Genomic DNA, 16,603 nt, shown 5'->3' with positions numbered 1-16,603 from the left:
AAGATGGCTAAATTACTTGTCACTGGAGGAGCCGGCTTTATAGGAAGCCACACATGCATTGCATTACTTGAAGCAGGACATGAGATAACCATCATCGACGATTTCTCTAATAGTTCTGAGCTTGCTTTGAAAAGAGTTCAAGATATCTCACTTAAATCATTGGAATATATTAAAGGCGATATCTGTGATAATTATTTTCTTGACCAAGTATTTAGCATTGCCAGCAAACAAGGAGCACCATTTGAGGGTGTGATTCATTTTGCGGGGCTTAAATCCGTCGGAGAGTCAGTAAACAATCCATTGAAATATTGGAATGTCAACGTTTGCGGGTCCTATTCGCTTTTGTCAGCGATGTCAAATAATAACTGCAATACTTTAGTATTTAGCAGTAGTGCAACTCTTTATGGTGATCCAGTTGAAGTACCGATTAAAGAAACTGCACCTATAAAACCAATTAATCCTTATGGATATACAAAAGCAGCTGTTGAGCAGATGTTGACTGATCTTTTCGATAGCAACTCTCAACTTTGGCGGATCGCCTGCTTACGGTATTTCAATCCTGTCGGGGCTCATCCTTCCGGTCTCATTGGTGAAAACCCTCTAGGAACACCTAATAACCTGTTTCCTTATATAAGTCAAGTTGCAATAGGCAGAAGAAATTCAGTAAGTGTTTTTGGTGGAGATTGGCCAACGCCAGACGGAACTGGTATTCGAGATTATATTCATGTAATGGATTTAGCAGAGGGACATGTGGAGACTCTTAACTATTTGTTGAACGATAAGCCACAACTAGTAACACTTAATTTAGGGAGTGGTTCTGGGTATTCAGTTCTTCAGCTGATTAAAGAGTTTGAAATTGCATCTGGAAATTCTATCCCTTACGAGATTGTTGAAAAGAGGAATGGAGATGCTGCAATTACCATCGCTGATCCAACACTAGCAGCAGATAAAATAGGATGGAGATGCGTAAGAGACATTACTGATATTTGCAGAGATGGCTGGTCCTGGCAGTCAAAGAATCCTGATGGGTATAAGAATACATAAGATGATTTCAACTAAAAATTTAGGCTATTATATTGACCTTTTAATCTTATTATTTCTATTGCCAATTATTTCTCCTCGTCCACTTCAAGCGCAGCCGATATGGCGTCCAGTAAAAGAAAATACATCAAACCCTGAAAGCAATCAAGGCTTCAAATCTAAAAATACGAAACAATACTCAACGCCTACCAAACACCTCGTCTGGGAAATCGCACCTTTCACTGAAACTAAAAAGAATCAGAAAAGTGGTTCGATAATCTGGGTGCGCATATCCGAAAACGAGTCTCCTGCAGATAGAACTCATCTAAATACCACTGTAGTGTGGGAAGCTATCCAAGAAAGTGATACACCTCTTGTGTCTACCCATAGCGAAAACCTGGCTAAAGACAAAATTGGTGCGTCAGCCAACGAACAAGAAGCCGCGCCCCCAGAGGTCGTCGCCCAGGAAGCAGCAATGCCGCCTCGCATTTTCCCAGGTCCACCACCTCCACCACCGATCCAAGCTCTTAATCGCTCGGTTGCCTTTGGCGATGGCTTAGTTGGACCCGACATCAGCCTACGAATTCCCAATGGTTTCCGCTGGAGCCAACGCTGGTTTGGCGATGTCAGCATTCTTGGTTACGACTATCAGAACGGTCGCAATCCAGGCGATCCGTTTATTCCAGCTCGAGACTCCGGAGATCTTGATGGCTGGGGAATCATTCACGCCAATATTCTTCAAACCACAAACTGGAGCGTTGCACTGAACACCTCATTCCGCAGCCTTCAGAACAACCCTGATATTCCCGGTGGCAGCACAGGCATTGAAGATGGCGTTTCCTCTGGCTTCCGCATCGCACGGGCCATCGGCGACACAGGGGGCATTGCCTTTGGTGGCGAGCAGGTAATCCAGTGGGATGATAATACCGATACAGGACGGAACCTTTATCTGATGGCCTCCAATGGCTGGTGGCTGGGAGACAACGGCAAGGACTATCCGCTGTTCATCGCCAACGGCGGCCTTGGCACGGGGCGTTTCGCAAGCCTCACCGACAAGGACGAACCCTTCAACTTCACTTGCACCCCTGTGGAGTCCAACCGAAAGGTAGGCAAAGTTGATGAAAATCTTTGCTGGGGGCCCATTGGATCGGTCAGCCTTGTCTTCGACGAGTGGTGGGGCACCTTTGTGGAATACGCCATCGGTCGTGCCACCTTGGGCATCTCCGCCAACCTCACCGGAGGGATCCCATTGCGTGTCACCGCAGGCGTTCACTTTGCTGAAAACGACGAAATTGTGAGCTTCGACGAATTGCGTTGGATCACCCAGTTCAGCATTGGCTTCTGAGCATTTAATTCTTGCTGGCGGTGGCCACAGCCACGCCCTGCTGCTCAGACGTTGGGCCATGAAGCCTCATAAGCGACCTCAGGGGAGGATCACTCTTGTCAGCAATCACAGTGCTTCGCTGTATTCCGGCATGGTGCCGGCTTATATCGCTGGAATTGATCAGCGCGATCGAATCAGCATCAATGTGCGCTGGCTGGCCCAGCAAGCCCAAGTCGATTTCGTTCAAGCAGAGATTGTTGGGCTGCAACCGGATGGAGAACTACTCCTCAGCAATCGACCTGCACTGCACTTTGACCGACTCAGCCTCAATGTAGGAGCAATTACTAACCGCCAAGACTTCCGACACGCCATCAGCATCAAGCCCCTGGAATCTGGCCTAGAGGCAGTTACACAACAAGATCCAAGAGCCGACAACCCATCACCAGAACCTTTCCGAATTGTTGGCGCGGGCTTAGCAGGAATTGAACTTGCCTTTGCCCTCAGACAACGCTGGTCCAACCGCAAGCTGATTATGCATACCAAGCATTCTTCACTCGACAAAAATGTGATTCAGCACCTGCAACAAGCAGGTATTGCCATCAGGTCTGAACCAGCCCCGGACACCGCAAACACGCTGCTCTGCACTGGCAGTCATGCGCCGTCATGGCTGGAAGCCAGTGGACTCCCCTGCAACGAGCAGGGTCGGGTGAGAACCGACGCGACCCTGCAAGTGATGGGTCATCCCAAGATCTTCGCGGCCGGCGATTGCGCCGTAATTGAGCACCATCGACGCCCAGCCTCTGGGGTCTGGGCCGTCCGAGCCGCCAATCCACTCGCCAACAACCTCGAGCGCCTGAGTCGACAACAACCGCTGCGTCCATGGCACCCCCAACAACGAGCCTTGCAATTGCTCGGTTGTCCGATGCCAGGGCAAACACCCTCGGCCTGGCTGATCTGGGGCTCCGTCTGGGCTGGCCCCCATCGCTGGATCTGGCGCTGGAAGCGCCATCTCGATCAACGCTTCATAGGCATGCTCCAGCCCAATGACTCCATGGTCAGCGCTGAAAGCGAGGCAGAAAAAACCTCCATGGCCTGCCGTGGTTGCGCCGCCAAGCTCCCAGCCGCCCCCCTCGAGCAGGCCCTGCAACGCTGCGGAATTGGGGAACTGGGTCAGCAACCTGAAGACGCCCAAGCCATTGGCGCAACCGACAACGGCGCCACCGTGCTCAGCTCTGTGGATGGATTCCCTGCACTGATCCCGGATCCCTGGCTCAACGGACGGTTGACCGCTCTGCATGCCTGCTCAGACCTATGGGCCTCAGGCGCCCGCGTCACCACCGTGCACGCGATCGTGACCGTGCCGGCCATCGATCCCGACCATCAGGTGGAGCTGCTCAGCCAGACCCTGGCCGGTGTGCGATCCGCCCTGAAAGAACAAGGAGCTGACTTGATTGGCGGCCACACGATGGAATCGCGCCAGCCGTCTGCAACCCCATCAGCCCTCGATTGTCAGCTCAGCCTCAGCGTCACAGGTGAAACCCCAACGGGCGCACAACCCTGGTCGAAAGGACCGATCCAGCCTGGAGATGTCTTGCTGCTCAGCCGCGGCCTTGGAAGCGGCGTGATGTTTGCAGCCGCCATGCAAGGGCGCTGTGATCCATGGCATCTTGATGCCTGCCTTAAGCAGCTAGGCACCAGCCAGCACTCACGTCTCCACGAACTTTTCAAGCTCGAAGCTGAGGATCCTGGCTGCATCCATGCCTGCACAGACATCACCGGCTTTGGGTTACTGGGCCACCTCAACGAAATGTTGGCCGCCAGCCCTGCAGCCTGCGTCGATCTCTGGATCGAAAAAATCCCCAGCTTCGAGGGAGCCCTGGATCTACTGAAGAGCGGTCTAGCCAGCACCCTGGCCCCCTCAAACCGGAGAGCCCTGGCCAGCCTGGGCAGTCGTGTGCGGACGATTCAGCACTCTGAAGATGTCAGCAACAGCCTTGAGGCTGGTCTCGAAGCACTGCTTGTCGACCCCCAAACCTGCGGCCCGCTGTTAGTGAGCTGCGCCGGCGCCACGGCTCGAATCCTGGGAGACCAAGGCTGGATCGCCATTGGCCAGGCCTAAGGATGCACTTTGGGATAAACAGCCATCAAACCATCCTTGAGACGCGCTTTCATTAGCTGGCGACCCGTCAGCCGTTTGTAAGGCATGCCGATGCACTGGAACCAGTGCGGTTGCTCGCGAATGACTTCCGAAAGGATGGTTTCCTCATCATTCCCATAGGGCATCTGAGTCGCCAACTCAGCTTTCTCTGAAAAAAGATTTTGGAATGCTGGCCATTGCAGACGCGGGCCTGAGATATAGGAGGCATTCAGTGGAAGAAGACGACCAAAACGACGCATATCGCTGCCGTAATGAGAGAACTTTTGCGGATGTTCGTTCGCAACCCTGAACCGCCAATTCGATCGAAGACCTTGAAAACGAGCGACGGTGGAATCCATCCAGGCAAGGCGCTCATGCTCCACTTGACTGGCCTGTTCAGCAACCAGGGCGAGCTTGCTTAGCCAGACCGCATGCATCGCCCGAAATGCATCCGGACCGGCACCTTTGTAGTCGCGCCAGTAATGAATCACGCCCTTTTCACCACCAAAGGAGCGAGGTTTTTGCCACTGATCGAGCTGCATGGCCCCACAACACTGCACCAAACGATCAGCCAAGGACCAGGCCGGGAGATGTTCCAACGCCTGCAAAACCGGACGCATGCGAATCGAAAACTGCTGACAAATGCTCTCTACCCGGCTGAGGATCTCCTCCGATGAGGAGTAGAACACCAACTCCTCACCGCGGATCAGCTGCAAAGTCTGAGGGAGCAGGGTGTTGTAATGCTCTCCTGATCGCTTCAGATTTCCACGAACTGGCCAGTAACCACAAACGTATAACTTGTGCGCCAAAGCCTGAATGATCCAGGTGCCCCCGGGAGCCTATCCCGCCCTGTTCTGCCGCGCCCTTCACCGTGCCAAGCCGTCGCGCCACTCTGCAACAACCCAGCTTCATTCTTGGGGTGGGAGCACAAAAAGCTGGCACCACTTGGCTGCACCGGGAGCTGAGTCGCTGTTCCACAGTTGATCTGGGGGGCTGCAAGGAATACAAAGCCTTCCCCAGCATCAAGTCCACGGGACCCAAGAACCGATGGCCATGGCCGACACGCCCGCCAAAATTCGATCCGCAACGGTTTGCGCAGCTGTCTGCAACAGATCAGCTCCAGTGGATACGCACGGACCCGAGGGCCTATCGCCACTATTTCCGCACTCTGGTGCGACGTGACCCCAAGCTGTTGGCAACGGGAGACATCTCTCCCCACTACAGCGAACTCAGCGCTCAGCAGTTCCAGCACATCCGCCACTTACTGGAGAAAGGCGGTTTCAACGTGAAGGTGATCCTGCTGTTGCGGGATCCAGTGGAGCGAGTCTGGTCGCAGCTGCGCATGCTGCGACGCCAGAACCGCTTTCCCGACCTCTGCGGCTATCGCGAAGAGGAAACGGCCCTCGCCCTGCTGCATCACCATCCCCGCTTTGCCGCCAAAACCCAGTACCACCGCACGCTTGAGCGGTTGGAGCGAGTGTTCTCTACCAATCAGATCCACATCGACTTCTACGAACGCTTGTTCACCCCAGACGCCCATCAACGCCTGGCTGCATTTCTGGAGCTCGATCTCCCCGCCGCCGACTTCGGCACCCGGGTGAACGCTTCGCCCAAAACGATCGATATCTGCCCAAAGCTGCAGCAGACCGTGGCCCTCGCCTACCGGGATGTGTATGCAGCGATGGTGGATCGCTTCAGCGAGACGGTGCTTGATCTCTGGCCCCATGCACGCTGGGTTACAACCGAGAAGCTTCCAACTGAGCCAAGCTCGGCAACAGCTTCGCAAACGTGAGCAACGAGGCAGCGGGATAGAGAGGAAGCTGCGGCAGGTGAGCGCGCAACAACTGCTGATAACGGTCAAAACAGAAACGGCAGCGGCGTTCTTCCTCCTCACTCAGCACCTGGCGCAGCAACTGAGCTTCCAGGCCTCGATCAATCCACTGCTCCTGCCAAGACGGCAGCGGCACAAACCCCTGCTGAAGCGTGAGAAAGGCCAACAGCCGAAGGCGAATTGGCAACTCACCAGCACGGATCAGGGCAAGGGCCTCAAAGCGATCGACACTCTTGGCATCGTTGAAGCGGTTGTGAAAGGTCTTGAGCAGACACTCGCGAAAACCACGGGCCCAGTAGTGGGCGATCGCCAAACCAAACACACCCGCTGGAGCGGAGCCCAAGCGGTGATTGGCATGGGTCTCATCAACAAAAAAGCCGTGATCAAAAGCAATGCCAGCCATGCAGTCGGAGCGCACCACTGGCTTACCGATATGCCCCCAATACCCATACCGCGGAGGCTGACCAGCGTCAAGAAACGGTGTCATCAACCAGGGGAGAAAGAACTGCTGCACATCCGGGAAAAGAGCAAACAACTGAGCCACACCCACATCCGAGCGCAACGGTGTGACGTATTCATCCCCATCCACCAGCAAGGTGTAAGCAGCTCCATGGACCAGCGCTTTTAGAGGCAACTGCTTCAAGGCCTGATCCGGCGACAACGCGAGCGGCAATCGATGCAGCTGACACCGAAAACCCGTTGACATCACAGACGCTTCCACCGCCTTGGCATCTGCGTCGGTCTGAACGCAGACATGGAGACACTCCACACCCAAGGAGGAGTAATGCCTGAGAAAGCTGGGCCAGTAGGGCGCTTCAATCCCGCAATAACGGGTGATCAATTGCACATCCGCTAATGGAAGCAGCTGCGACCCCCTCTGCATTTGATGGCCAGCCGGCTGGATGGAGCGCAGCAACTTCTGCCCGCCGAAACCATTGCCTCCATCGATCGCTACACCCGGATCGAGCTCTGGGGGCTGCGGGGCAGACCACAATGCGGTCCAACAACGACGGAACCCGCGCCTTAGCCGGTCTCGCCACCCCATCGCATCACCCCTGCACGGGCTCAATCGGCGCCAGGCGCGGATCGAGGATCTTCGGCCCCATGCCGGGGAACTTCACCGCGATCGACACCTTCTCCCCACTACCGAAGGTGTGGGTGATCTCGCCAATGCCAAAGCTGGCATGACTGACCTGATCCCCCACAGACCAACTTTTGCCAGGGGCAGGGCCGGCCTGACGGCGTCGAACCGCATTGGCCGGCGCGCTGGTGGGCTTGGCGCGATCGACCCGGGTCAGACGATCTAAACGTTGCTCACGGCGAATCGCTGCGCCGCCCGAGCGCGGGATGTCGCCCTGCACCAGGGCTTCCGGCAACTCAGAGAGGAAGACGCTGGGCACGGCCGGCTCCCGCATCCCGCCCCAAAGGCGTCGTTCGCTGGCGTGGGAGAGGAACAGGCGTTCCTTCGCGCGGGTGATGCCCACATAACAGAGACGCCGTTCCTCCTCGAGTGAGGCCGGATCATCAAGGGAGCGGTAGCTGGGGAACAGCCCCTGCTCCAGGCCCACGAGGCAGACCACCGGAAACTCCAGCCCCTTACTGCTGTGCAGGGTCATCAAGGTGACCCGGTCGGCTTCGGTGTCTTTGCTATCGGCATCACTCGCCAGCGCCGCTGATGCCAGGAAGCCCTCGAGATCGCCCTCGTCGTTTTCCTCCTGGTATTGCAGACCTGCATTCACCAGTTCCTGCAGGTTGCGGCGGCGTTCCTCCGCTTCGTCCGTGCCTTCGGCAATCAGCTCGCTCACATAGCCGCTCTTCTCCATCACCTGCTGGATCAGCTCCGAAGGCGGTGTGTCGTGAATGCGCTGCTTGAGATCGTTGATCAGTTCGCAGAACTGCAACAGCCCACGGGCCGAACGCCCCCCAAGGGAACGGGCCGCTTCCGGATCGCTCACCACATCCCAGAGGGGAATGCCGAGCTGATTGGCCGCATCGGTGCAGCGCTGAATCGTGGTTTTGCCAATCCCTCGCTTGGGCACGTTGATCACCCGCAGCAGGCTGACGGTGTCAGCCGGGTTAATCAGCAGCCGCAGGTAACCGAGCACATCCTTGATCTCGCGCCGGTCGTAGAAGCGCAGACCGCCGACCACCACATAGGGAATCCGCCAGCGCACAAGCGATTCCTCGATCGCCCGTGACTGAGCATTGGTGCGATACAGCACAGCCATGTCGCCCCAGCTCAGCTCGGGGTTGGCCGCCTCCATCATCCGCAGCCGATGCACCACGGCTTCGGCCTCGGCGATTTCGTCGTCGCAACGGGTAAGAGTGATCAGCTCCCCTTCGCCGCGAGTGGGCCGCAGCACCTTGTCGATCCGCTCGCTGTTGTTGGCGATCAGGGCATTGGCCGCCTCCAGGATCGTGGCGGTGGAGCGGTAGTTCTCCTCCAGCTTCACCATCGTGCGGGTGGCGTCATCAGGAGCCTTGTCACCGAAGTCGTCCTGAAAGCCCATCAGGATCGTGAAGTCGGCAGCACGGAAGCTGTAGATGCTCTGGTCTGCATCGCCCACCACAAACACCGAGCGCCCAGTCCAGTTGTCGTACACCTGGGGTTCCTTGCCATCGGTCACGAGCAACTTGATCAGCTCGTACTGGGTGCGGTTGGTGTCTTGGTATTCATCCACCAACACGTGGGCGAAACGACGGTGCCAGTAGCCACGCACCTGCTCGTTCTGCTGAAGCAACTGCACCGGCAGCAGCAGCAGATCATCGAAATCGAGGGCGTTATTGGCCGCCAGAGCTTTGCGATAGCGGCGATAGACATCGGCCATGAGCTTGCCACGCTGTCCCTCGGCATTGGCCTCCAGCTGATCGGGTAGCCAGCCCTGGTTCTTGGCGTTGCTAATCGCCCAACGGACTTTTTTGGGCTCAAAACGCTTGGGATCGAGCTGCAGCTCCTGGGTGACAATCTCCTTCACCAGACTCTGGGCATCGGCCTCGTCGTAGATCGAGAACTGCTTGGTCCAGGTGAGGCCCTCCGCATCTTTGAACTTGTCGATGTCAAAGCGCAGCATGCGCGCAAACAGCGCATGGAAGGTGCCGATCCACAGCTCCTTGGTCACCTCCCGATAAATACGCGACCGCAGCTGCCGCTGCTCCACCGCCGGCAGGGTGCTCCAGGGCTGGCCGAATTGACTGGACGCCAAACGCTGGGCCAGAAGCAACTCGAGCCGCTCCTTCATCTCACGGGCGGCTTTGTTGGTGAAGGTCACCGCCAGGATCTGGGCTGGGTCGGCCCCGTGCTCACCGATCAGATGGGCGATGCGATGGGTCAGGGCCCGGGTTTTGCCACTGCCAGCTCCAGCCACCACCAACAGGGGCCCCTCATGGTGATCCACCGCCCGGCGCTGGGCGTCGTTGAGACCGGCAAGAAAACTCATGGGGTGAGGCTATCGCTCACGACTAGCCCCAGCGCCGGACGTAGCCTCGATTCCAACGAAAGCAGGGCCTGAACGCTTCTCTGCCCATGGTTCCGGCACTGCAACCACCTCCGTCCCTGCGCTGGCTCCTGATCGCCTCCGGCCTGGTCGGGGTCAGCGTCCTGGCGGCCGCCATGGTGTTACTCAGTGGTCACAGCGGCCTCCCCACACCTTCATCAGATGCCGGCCGAGCATTGCTGCGGCACTACAACCACCTCTCCCATGGCCTGTTGCTGAGCGGCGTAGGGCTGACCATCGCCGGCCTCTGGCGCGGGGCACAACAAGCAACCACGACCAACACCGAGCACTACCTCGAACCTCCACTCCTACGGGGGGAACGGGTGCTGCGCTGGTGCCGCGAGCATCCGCTGTTGCTGATCCTGTTCAGCACTTACACCATTGCCATGGTGCAAAGCACCTCGGGGTTTTACCCCGAACTACAGGGCTGGCTCCGGGAGATTCAGGCACCCCCGCTGCTGGACCATTTCCAGCTTCGCGATGGCCTGATCAACGAAACGATGCGGGCCAACAGCTTTCGCTTTTTTCCCCTCGCCCACCAGGACCTGCACCTCCTCAGCTGGTTCACGCCCTACGTGAAGGTCTGGGCCCTGGTGAGTGCCTTGGAGCTGGTGGCAATCGTGCACTTAGCCAACCGCGCGGTGAGCGAGTTATCAGACGGACACGAACGACCCGGCCAGTTCTGGCTGATCAGCCTGCTGCTGCTTTTCCACCCCGCCATCGGCTGGGGATTCTTCCAGTTGATCTACAGCGAACGGCTGCTCACCCTGTTGTTAGCCGTTTTCATTACAGCCCTGCTGACCCATCAGACCCATGAGGGCAGGAGCTCGTTTGCGCTCGCCTTCAGCTGCGCCCTGGTGGGCGTGTTCGTGAAAGACATCGCTGTGGTGCTGTTCGTCGCCCCCGCCGCCTTCACCCTGCTGCTGGCAGCCACGGGCCGGGGCGGGCAACAGCGCACCTCCTATGCCCTCGAGTGGTGGTTGATGGGCCTCAGCCTCGTAGCGATCGCGGCCTATGGAGTGCTCAGCTTGCTGCCTAGCCTCTACGCCGCCAACGGTGGCTTCGACAGTGGTGACCGCTTCACGCTGATGGCTGACTGGCGCCTGGTGGCACTGCTGCTGTTTGCCTTCAGTCGCTGGCTTCTGATCGCGAAGCAACGCTGCCAAGCCCATCTGACCGATGGCCTGAACCTGGCTGCCCTGGCCTATGCCACGGGGCTGTGGCTGAGCGTTGGCTACCCCTACGAAAGTTTCTGGACCCTGCCAGTACAACTGATCACCGTGCTGGATCTGGCCTTTATCTGGAGCCAGTGGGTCGCCCCGTCACTGGGCAGCAGAGCCAACCCCGCCCTTGTGGGAGCGATCGCCATAGGGATCGGTGGAGGGGTGCTCGCTCTGGAAGGCGGTCAGCCAAAGAATTTCCGGAAACGCATCAGCAAGATCCAAACCAACCAACAGAAGTGGCAATCCACCTTCGAGCAGCTGGATCACTTGTTGAAGAAGCGGCGAGAGACCGGCCAACCACGCAACCTAATCTTCATGCAGACCTGGTTTGGCCGCAGCGAATACGAACGCCTTCCCTATGAGCGGCTGATCGAACTCAACCCCGATCAGGTCACCTACACGGTGATCGATGGCATCGGTGCCGGGCAGGCCTACGAACCCAAACCAGGGGACTTGCTCGCCAACATCGACAAACGCCGGCTGTCAGTGCTGGGCAATGAAAGCCAGCGCTATGCCGAGATCTATCGCTTCCGCCCTGGGATGAACTACGGCGCCATTTACGAACGCAAGCCCTAAGCGCGATCCGCAGATTTCAGGGGAAGGGATCCACGCCAGGCTTGATCCACAGCCGCACGCGGCGGAACAACCAGGCAGAGCGCAACCGCACCGGCAGGGTCCAGGCCAACACCCCCAGCTTCTGCGTCCAGGTGAGTTGCTGTCGCCAACTCTGATCCACACGGATCTGATCTGAACTGCCAAAGCGCATGTCGTTGCCGTGGATGTCCCGGCGGACGCCATCACGCCACTGAAACTGACCCTCCTCGAGCGGGAGATTGAGCCAGGCCATCACCCGGCGCATCTCCGCGCGGGGATCGGCCGCCAGATTCTCGTAATAGACACGCAGCGCGCGAACTCCACGCAACCGCTCCCGGGTGAGAAAAAACAAACGGGTGTAGTTGTAGGCCGCTTGACGGAGGGCATCCCCCCGTTTGCGAGCGCTGTTCATCGAGCCAAATGGGCCGCGATGCAGATGCACAGGATGAAACTCGAATGCCGCCCCCTGGGCCTCAACCGAGAGCAGGCGAGACAGCCGGGGCAGGGATTTCGAGGAATCGACGATCAGCGCACTGCCGCTCACCTGCGCGATCGCGCTGAACAAGGCCTCGTTGTGGCGCCGGAACGTGGCGTCATCGCCCTCATCCACCAGCAGCAATTGATCGAGTGAACAGCCCACCTGCTCTTTCACACGCTGTTCCACAACACTCCAGAAGGGGCACTGCGATGGCACCTGCCGGTGGCAACTGCAGAGGCGCCGTTGCGGGTCGGGATTGGAAAGCATCTTCAACTCACCGGCGCTCACCACCTGGCTGTGACCACTCACCAGCAGCGACAGCAAGGTGGAGCCACTGTGGCCACGACTGGTGATGTAGAGCACCCGCGGCTTGATCGTCTGCTGGCTCTGCAGCGGCATCAGTCCCGGCATGGTCAGCGGTGCTCTGAATGTAGGGGTACCTCCAGCTGGCACTGCTGCACCTGGGCATAGGGAGCACTGCCAGAGCCTGCGATTTCGGCCTTTTGGCAGCGGTAACTCGCCCCTTCCGCCCGCCGCCGCAACGCCTTCAGCCGCCGACGAGTTCCCTCAACATCGCCGCTATCGGCCAGCCAAAGCTCGTCAGGCAAAGCAGACGAAACCAGCAGTTGATCCAACTCGGATGCCCCACCCCAGGGAACCTCGGGCTGCGCCATCCGACCAGCCGCCACCTCCATGCGGTCGCTGAGATTGAACAGCCGTTCTCGCCGCGAGAAGCGATGGGGCTCCGCCGCCAAGGCGCGACTAACCAACTGGAACTGATCCGCCTCCCGAGCCCCATGGCCATTCACGGCCGGATCCAACTCGCAGAAGCTGTGCCACCACCAACTGAGCACCAGCGCTGCAGCCGCCAAAGCCACCACGCCGCGGCCACGCTGCGTCAACGGCAACGCCGACAGGCGCACGGCCAACCAGGGAATCAAAGCCGGGAGCAGCACGACGAAATAACGACTGAACGCCATTGGTTTCCAGAACGACATCGCCACGACGCCGCCGACCATCAGCAAGCTCGGCGTCAGCCCGCTGCGATCAGCCAAACCAGGACTCTCTGAACGGGGGTTCTGATCCGGTGGGCTCGCCTGCAGACCTGCCCGCGCAACCACCACCGCCACCAGCAGCAGCAAAGCCAGCTTGGGCAGCGGCCAAAGGCCCAGAGCCCTGGCGAGGGTGTCTTCTAACAATGCGAAATCCGGCCGACCGATCCAGGCACCTGTGCCATTGCGCATTAGGTAGGCCGAAGCCTGCACCATCCACAGCAAAGCCGGCACCAACCCAACCGACGCAACAAGGGAAGCCCTGCGACGGCCACGCCAGCCGTCCCACACAGCGGCGGCGGCAAACAGGAAGAGTCCGTAGTAATGGGTGAGTGCCGCCAACACGACGCTGATGCCGTAGCCCAGCCACTGGTGACGCTGGCGCCACCACCAGGCCAACGCCACCAGCAACACCAACAGGGCATAGCCCTTGCCCTCGATCGCAAAGCGCACGGGGTAGGGCGAACAGAAGGCCATCAGCGCTGCAGCAGCCACCGCCAGCCGCGGCTTGGCCCCAGACCACCGCCTGGCCAGAGCTCCAGCCTGCGCCGTGATCAGCAGACCGCCCGCCAGATAGGCCAACCACGAGAACAGCCGCAAGGTGACGGCCGAAGCCGGCAGCACCCGCCCCCAGATCCACACCAATGAGTAATAGAGCGGCGGATGGGTATCCAGCCGCAGCATCGCCAGCAGCGCCGCATAACTGGGCTGAAAACTCTTGCCCACGGTGTAGAGCTCATCACTCCAGAGGCCTGTGGCATCAATCAGCAGCAGCGCCCGTAGGGCAAACACGCTGCAGACCAGCACCACCAACACCAGTCCCAGACGTGGGCGTACAACCCCGAGCGCTCCGCTCATCGCATCGCCTCCAGACGCTGCAAACGCAATTGGCGCAAGGTCTCCCCGAGCTGAGGACCGGGTTTGAGGCCCGTTGCGATCAAGTCGCGCGCTGTCTGCGGTGATTGAACATGGCGCCAACGCCCCCACCAACGCAACAACGGCCGCCAGCAGGGGCCCATCAACGCCACCTCCAGCGCCACCACCTCCGCACTCCAGGGGCGTGATTCCAAGGCTTCCGTCCAGCGGGCCGCAGACCAGTCCTGCCAGGAACAGGGCAGCACCTGCTCCGCCAACCAGATCTGAAACCCCATCCGCTCCTCGATCCAACGTTGCTGCTGCAAGGGCAACTGCAGCCGCTGGGCCAAGGCCAGGGACGATGCGGAGGCCGCCACCAGGGCGGAGAGCAAAGGAACACCCAACCGCTCGGCCCAGCGCAAACGACGCAACAACAAGCGATCGTTCTGCAGCGATGGGTCCAACAGGGGCAACGCACCCCAAGCCTGCAAATACCCCAACGCCTGCCGCCAGGGCTCCCGGCCCAACAGCAACTCCAACTCCATGCGCAAGCGGGTGCCCAAAGCTGGCGGCACCCGATCGAGGGCATCACCTTGGCGCCATGGCCAGGGCCAGGCCCCCACCGTGGTTTGCACTTGCTCCAAGGCCTGGGGAGCCAGCCCAAATCCAAGCCGCGCCGCGTAACGAGCCCCCCGCACCACACGGGTGGGATCGTCTTGCACACTTCCCACGTGCAGGAAGTTCAGCTGACGCGCCTCCAGGTCCTCCTGCCCCCCATGCAGATCCAGCAATTCAGGCTCAGCGTCTCCAACGCCCAGCACCAGCGCCATGGCATTGACCGTGAAATCGCGCCGCGCCAGGTCGTTCCTTAAAGAGCCTGGCTCCACCACAGGGTTATCTCCAGGGGCGAGATAACGCTCCTGACGAGCCTGGGCCAAATCCAGCAGCACGCCGTCGAGCACCATCTCCACCGTGCCGAAACTGCCATGCACCCGCAGCTCCGGCACCCGTTCAGCACCAAGCCGTTGGCGTAACCCCTGAGCCAGGGCTTCTGTGCTGCCCTCCACCACGAGATCCAGATCCGGCAGCTCACGCCAGGGATCCCGATGGTTGTGATGCAGCAGGGCATCGCGCACCGCACCCCCCACCAACGCCAGCCGCACGCCACCCTGCAACCGCGCCTCGTCCTGCAAGGCCAGCAACACACTGTCTGGAATACCTGGCAGCTGCACAGGGGAGGCTTCAGCCATGGGGTCGCTCCATGCTGCCGTCTGACACCGGCTGATCACAGAGCTGGCGCAATTGCCGTGCCAACTGCTCGAACTGCGCCTGGCGGAGATAGGCCTGCCGCTGCGGTGATCCGTCACCAGCCGCCATGCCCGCATCCGCCTGACCGCGCTGCAGGCAGTGCTGAATCTGTTCACACCACTGCGCTGCTGACGCCGACAGCGGCAGATGCCAGATGCCGTCCACCCCACACTGAAAATCAGCAGCAAAGCCAGTGGGCACTGACAGCATCAGGCAACCACTGGCCAAACCTTCCAGGAACGACACCGGTCCACCCTCCTGGGCAGAAACGGAGCACACCAGCCGGGCCTGGCGGTAGATCGCGCCGTAGTCGCCGTGGGGCACATCCCTCACGTCAACGGATGAGGGCAGGGGATAATCACAGCTCTGCCAGCCGCTGCCCAGCACCACCACCCGCAGACCCTGATCAATCAGCAGGCCTGAGAGCTCGCAAAGCAGGCCAAAACGCTTGCGCTCGTGATAACTCGGGTTCGTCTTCGGCACATACCGCCCCACCAGCAGCACATCAATGGAGCGCTGCGCCAAAGGTGGACCAGGAAAAAATTTGCCAGGGTCGTAGCCCGCAGGGAACCAGTGCAACCGCTGCGACTCCACCCCCGCAACCCGAAGCAGCGCCTGTTCCTGACCATTCAGCGCCAAGACAGCATGGAGCTGGTTGAGATCAGGAAGCGCCAAGCCAATGCGTGAATGGCTGAGATAAAGAATCACCCGCTCCGCCGGGATGCCATCGCGCAACAGGCGCTGGAGATGGCCCTGGAACATCACCACCACCAGAGCATTGGACCCGTCCATGGCCGCAGCCAGGCTGGCCCGATCGGATGCCACCAGCAGTTCAGGCGCGTTCTGTTCGCCCCACACCGGCATCGCCGTGATGTCTCGCCAGAGGAACTCGAGAATCCAGCCCTGGGAGCCTCCTGTCAGGTAAGCGATCAGACGACGAGGCCCCTCCACCGAGCAGCGCACTGGTGGTGGCCGACGCGGGGGGGCCGGAAGACCGAAAGCGAGGCGTAGCTGAGCACGGATCCCCATTCAGCTGCGGACCCACACCTTCCAGTGATCGCTGGAACGTTTGTAGTCCAGATCTTTGCCGACACCCACTTCGAAGTACTCCCCAACAAAGAACGAGAAGCGAAAACGTGGAAGTTGCATTTGCTGCAGCATCTGCACAAAGCCAGGGCCGCCAAGGCGTTCCGCCACCAGCACCAGAGCCTTTAGCGCCTTGTTCACGAACCTGCCTGTCCTTTGGAAAAGCTTACGAGCAGCGCCAGGGCCCAGAATCGGCACACG

Annotated in this window: 14 protein-coding genes; 6 read left to right on the top strand and 8 right to left on the bottom strand. The window is 59.3% G+C overall.

Going from position 1 to position 16,603, the window contains the following annotated elements:
• The first annotated feature begins 3 nt into the window (after positions 1-3).
• From galE to selD, 3 genes are read left to right on the top strand one after another with little or no spacing between them, the layout of a single operon-like run.
• Entirely contained in the window at positions 4-1,044 is a 1,041-nt protein-coding gene (galE, locus tag RS9916_RS11720) for a UDP-glucose 4-epimerase GalE (protein ID WP_007099636.1), read from the top strand.
• A gap of 1 nt (position 1,045) precedes the next feature.
• Complete coding sequence (locus RS9916_RS11715; protein ID WP_156777537.1) at positions 1,046-2,365, top strand: hypothetical protein; 1,320 nt, start codon at positions 1,046-1,048, stop codon at positions 2,363-2,365.
• Positions 2,355-4,463 (top strand): selenide, water dikinase SelD, encoded by a 2,109-nt coding sequence (gene selD / locus RS9916_RS11710; RefSeq protein WP_038023732.1) that lies wholly within the window; start codon positions 2,355-2,357, stop codon positions 4,461-4,463. The genes RS9916_RS11715 and selD overlap by 11 nt, the downstream gene beginning before the upstream one ends.
• Here the strand turns inward: selD and RS9916_RS11705 are convergent.
• On the bottom strand, positions 4,460-5,197 hold the full coding sequence (locus tag RS9916_RS11705; protein ID WP_007099633.1) for a hypothetical protein: 738 nt from the start codon (positions 5,195-5,197) through the stop codon (positions 4,460-4,462). The two genes, selD and RS9916_RS11705, sit on opposite strands and share 4 nt — an antisense overlap.
• A 155-nt stretch (positions 5,198-5,352) precedes the next feature.
• Between RS9916_RS11705 and RS9916_RS11700 the strand changes: the two genes are divergently transcribed.
• The gene (locus RS9916_RS11700) at positions 5,353-6,273 is read left to right on the top strand and encodes a sulfotransferase (protein ID WP_007099632.1); all 921 of its coding nucleotides are present in this window, start codon (positions 5,353-5,355) and stop codon (positions 6,271-6,273) included.
• Here the strand turns inward: RS9916_RS11700 and RS9916_RS11695 are convergent.
• On the bottom strand, positions 6,218-7,195 hold the full coding sequence (locus RS9916_RS11695) for a hypothetical protein (RefSeq protein ID WP_156777536.1): 978 nt from the start codon (positions 7,193-7,195) through the stop codon (positions 6,218-6,220). The genes RS9916_RS11700 and RS9916_RS11695 overlap by 56 nt on opposite strands.
• Positions 7,196-7,198: 3 nt before the next feature.
• Between RS9916_RS11695 and RS9916_RS14570 the strand changes: the two genes are divergently transcribed.
• Positions 7,199-7,339: a hypothetical protein gene (locus RS9916_RS14570; protein ID WP_007099630.1), complete on the top strand. Its 141-nt coding sequence runs from the start codon at positions 7,199-7,201 to the stop codon at positions 7,337-7,339.
• 22 nt (positions 7,340-7,361) lie between these two features.
• On the opposite strand, the gene RS9916_RS11690 is transcribed toward RS9916_RS14570, so the two are convergent.
• Positions 7,362-9,749: a UvrD-helicase domain-containing protein gene (locus RS9916_RS11690; protein ID WP_007099629.1), complete on the bottom strand. Its 2,388-nt coding sequence runs from the start codon at positions 9,747-9,749 to the stop codon at positions 7,362-7,364.
• Between the two features lie 86 nt (positions 9,750-9,835).
• Here RS9916_RS11690 and RS9916_RS11685 point away from each other — a divergent pair, with 86 nt between their 5' ends.
• Entirely contained in the window at positions 9,836-11,605 is a 1,770-nt protein-coding gene (locus RS9916_RS11685; protein ID WP_007099628.1) for a hypothetical protein, read from the top strand.
• A gap of 16 nt (positions 11,606-11,621) precedes the next feature.
• Here RS9916_RS11685 and RS9916_RS11680 read toward each other — a convergent pair whose 3' ends face one another.
• From RS9916_RS11680 to RS9916_RS11660, 5 genes are read right to left on the bottom strand one after another with little or no spacing between them, the layout of a single operon-like run.
• On the bottom strand, positions 11,622-12,512 hold the full coding sequence (locus RS9916_RS11680; protein ID WP_007099627.1) for a sulfotransferase: 891 nt from the start codon (positions 12,510-12,512) through the stop codon (positions 11,622-11,624).
• 2 nt (positions 12,513-12,514) lie between these two features.
• Positions 12,515-14,011, bottom strand: a complete 1,497-nt coding sequence (locus RS9916_RS11675) for a hypothetical protein (RefSeq protein WP_007099626.1) — start codon at positions 14,009-14,011, stop codon at positions 12,515-12,517.
• Positions 14,008-15,258 carry a CCA tRNA nucleotidyltransferase gene (locus RS9916_RS11670; RefSeq protein ID WP_007099625.1) on the bottom strand — a complete coding sequence of 417 codons (1,251 nt, stop codon included), beginning with the start codon at positions 15,256-15,258 and terminating at the stop codon, positions 14,008-14,010. The genes RS9916_RS11675 and RS9916_RS11670 overlap by 4 nt, the downstream gene beginning before the upstream one ends.
• Complete coding sequence (locus RS9916_RS11665) at positions 15,251-16,345, bottom strand: hypothetical protein (protein WP_007099624.1); 1,095 nt, start codon at positions 16,343-16,345, stop codon at positions 15,251-15,253. The genes RS9916_RS11670 and RS9916_RS11665 overlap by 8 nt, the downstream gene beginning before the upstream one ends.
• Entirely contained in the window at positions 16,346-16,543 is a 198-nt protein-coding gene (locus tag RS9916_RS11660) for a hypothetical protein (protein ID WP_156777535.1), read from the bottom strand.
• Between the last annotated feature and the right edge of the window lie 60 nt (positions 16,544-16,603).

The sequence above is a fragment of the Synechococcus sp. RS9916 genome (assembly GCF_000153825.1).
In the GTDB taxonomy this organism is placed as follows: domain Bacteria; phylum Cyanobacteriota; class Cyanobacteriia; order PCC-6307; family Cyanobiaceae; genus Synechococcus_C.
Note: the sequence above shows the minus strand (reverse complement) of the source record. Positions and strands in the feature narration are given on the sequence as shown.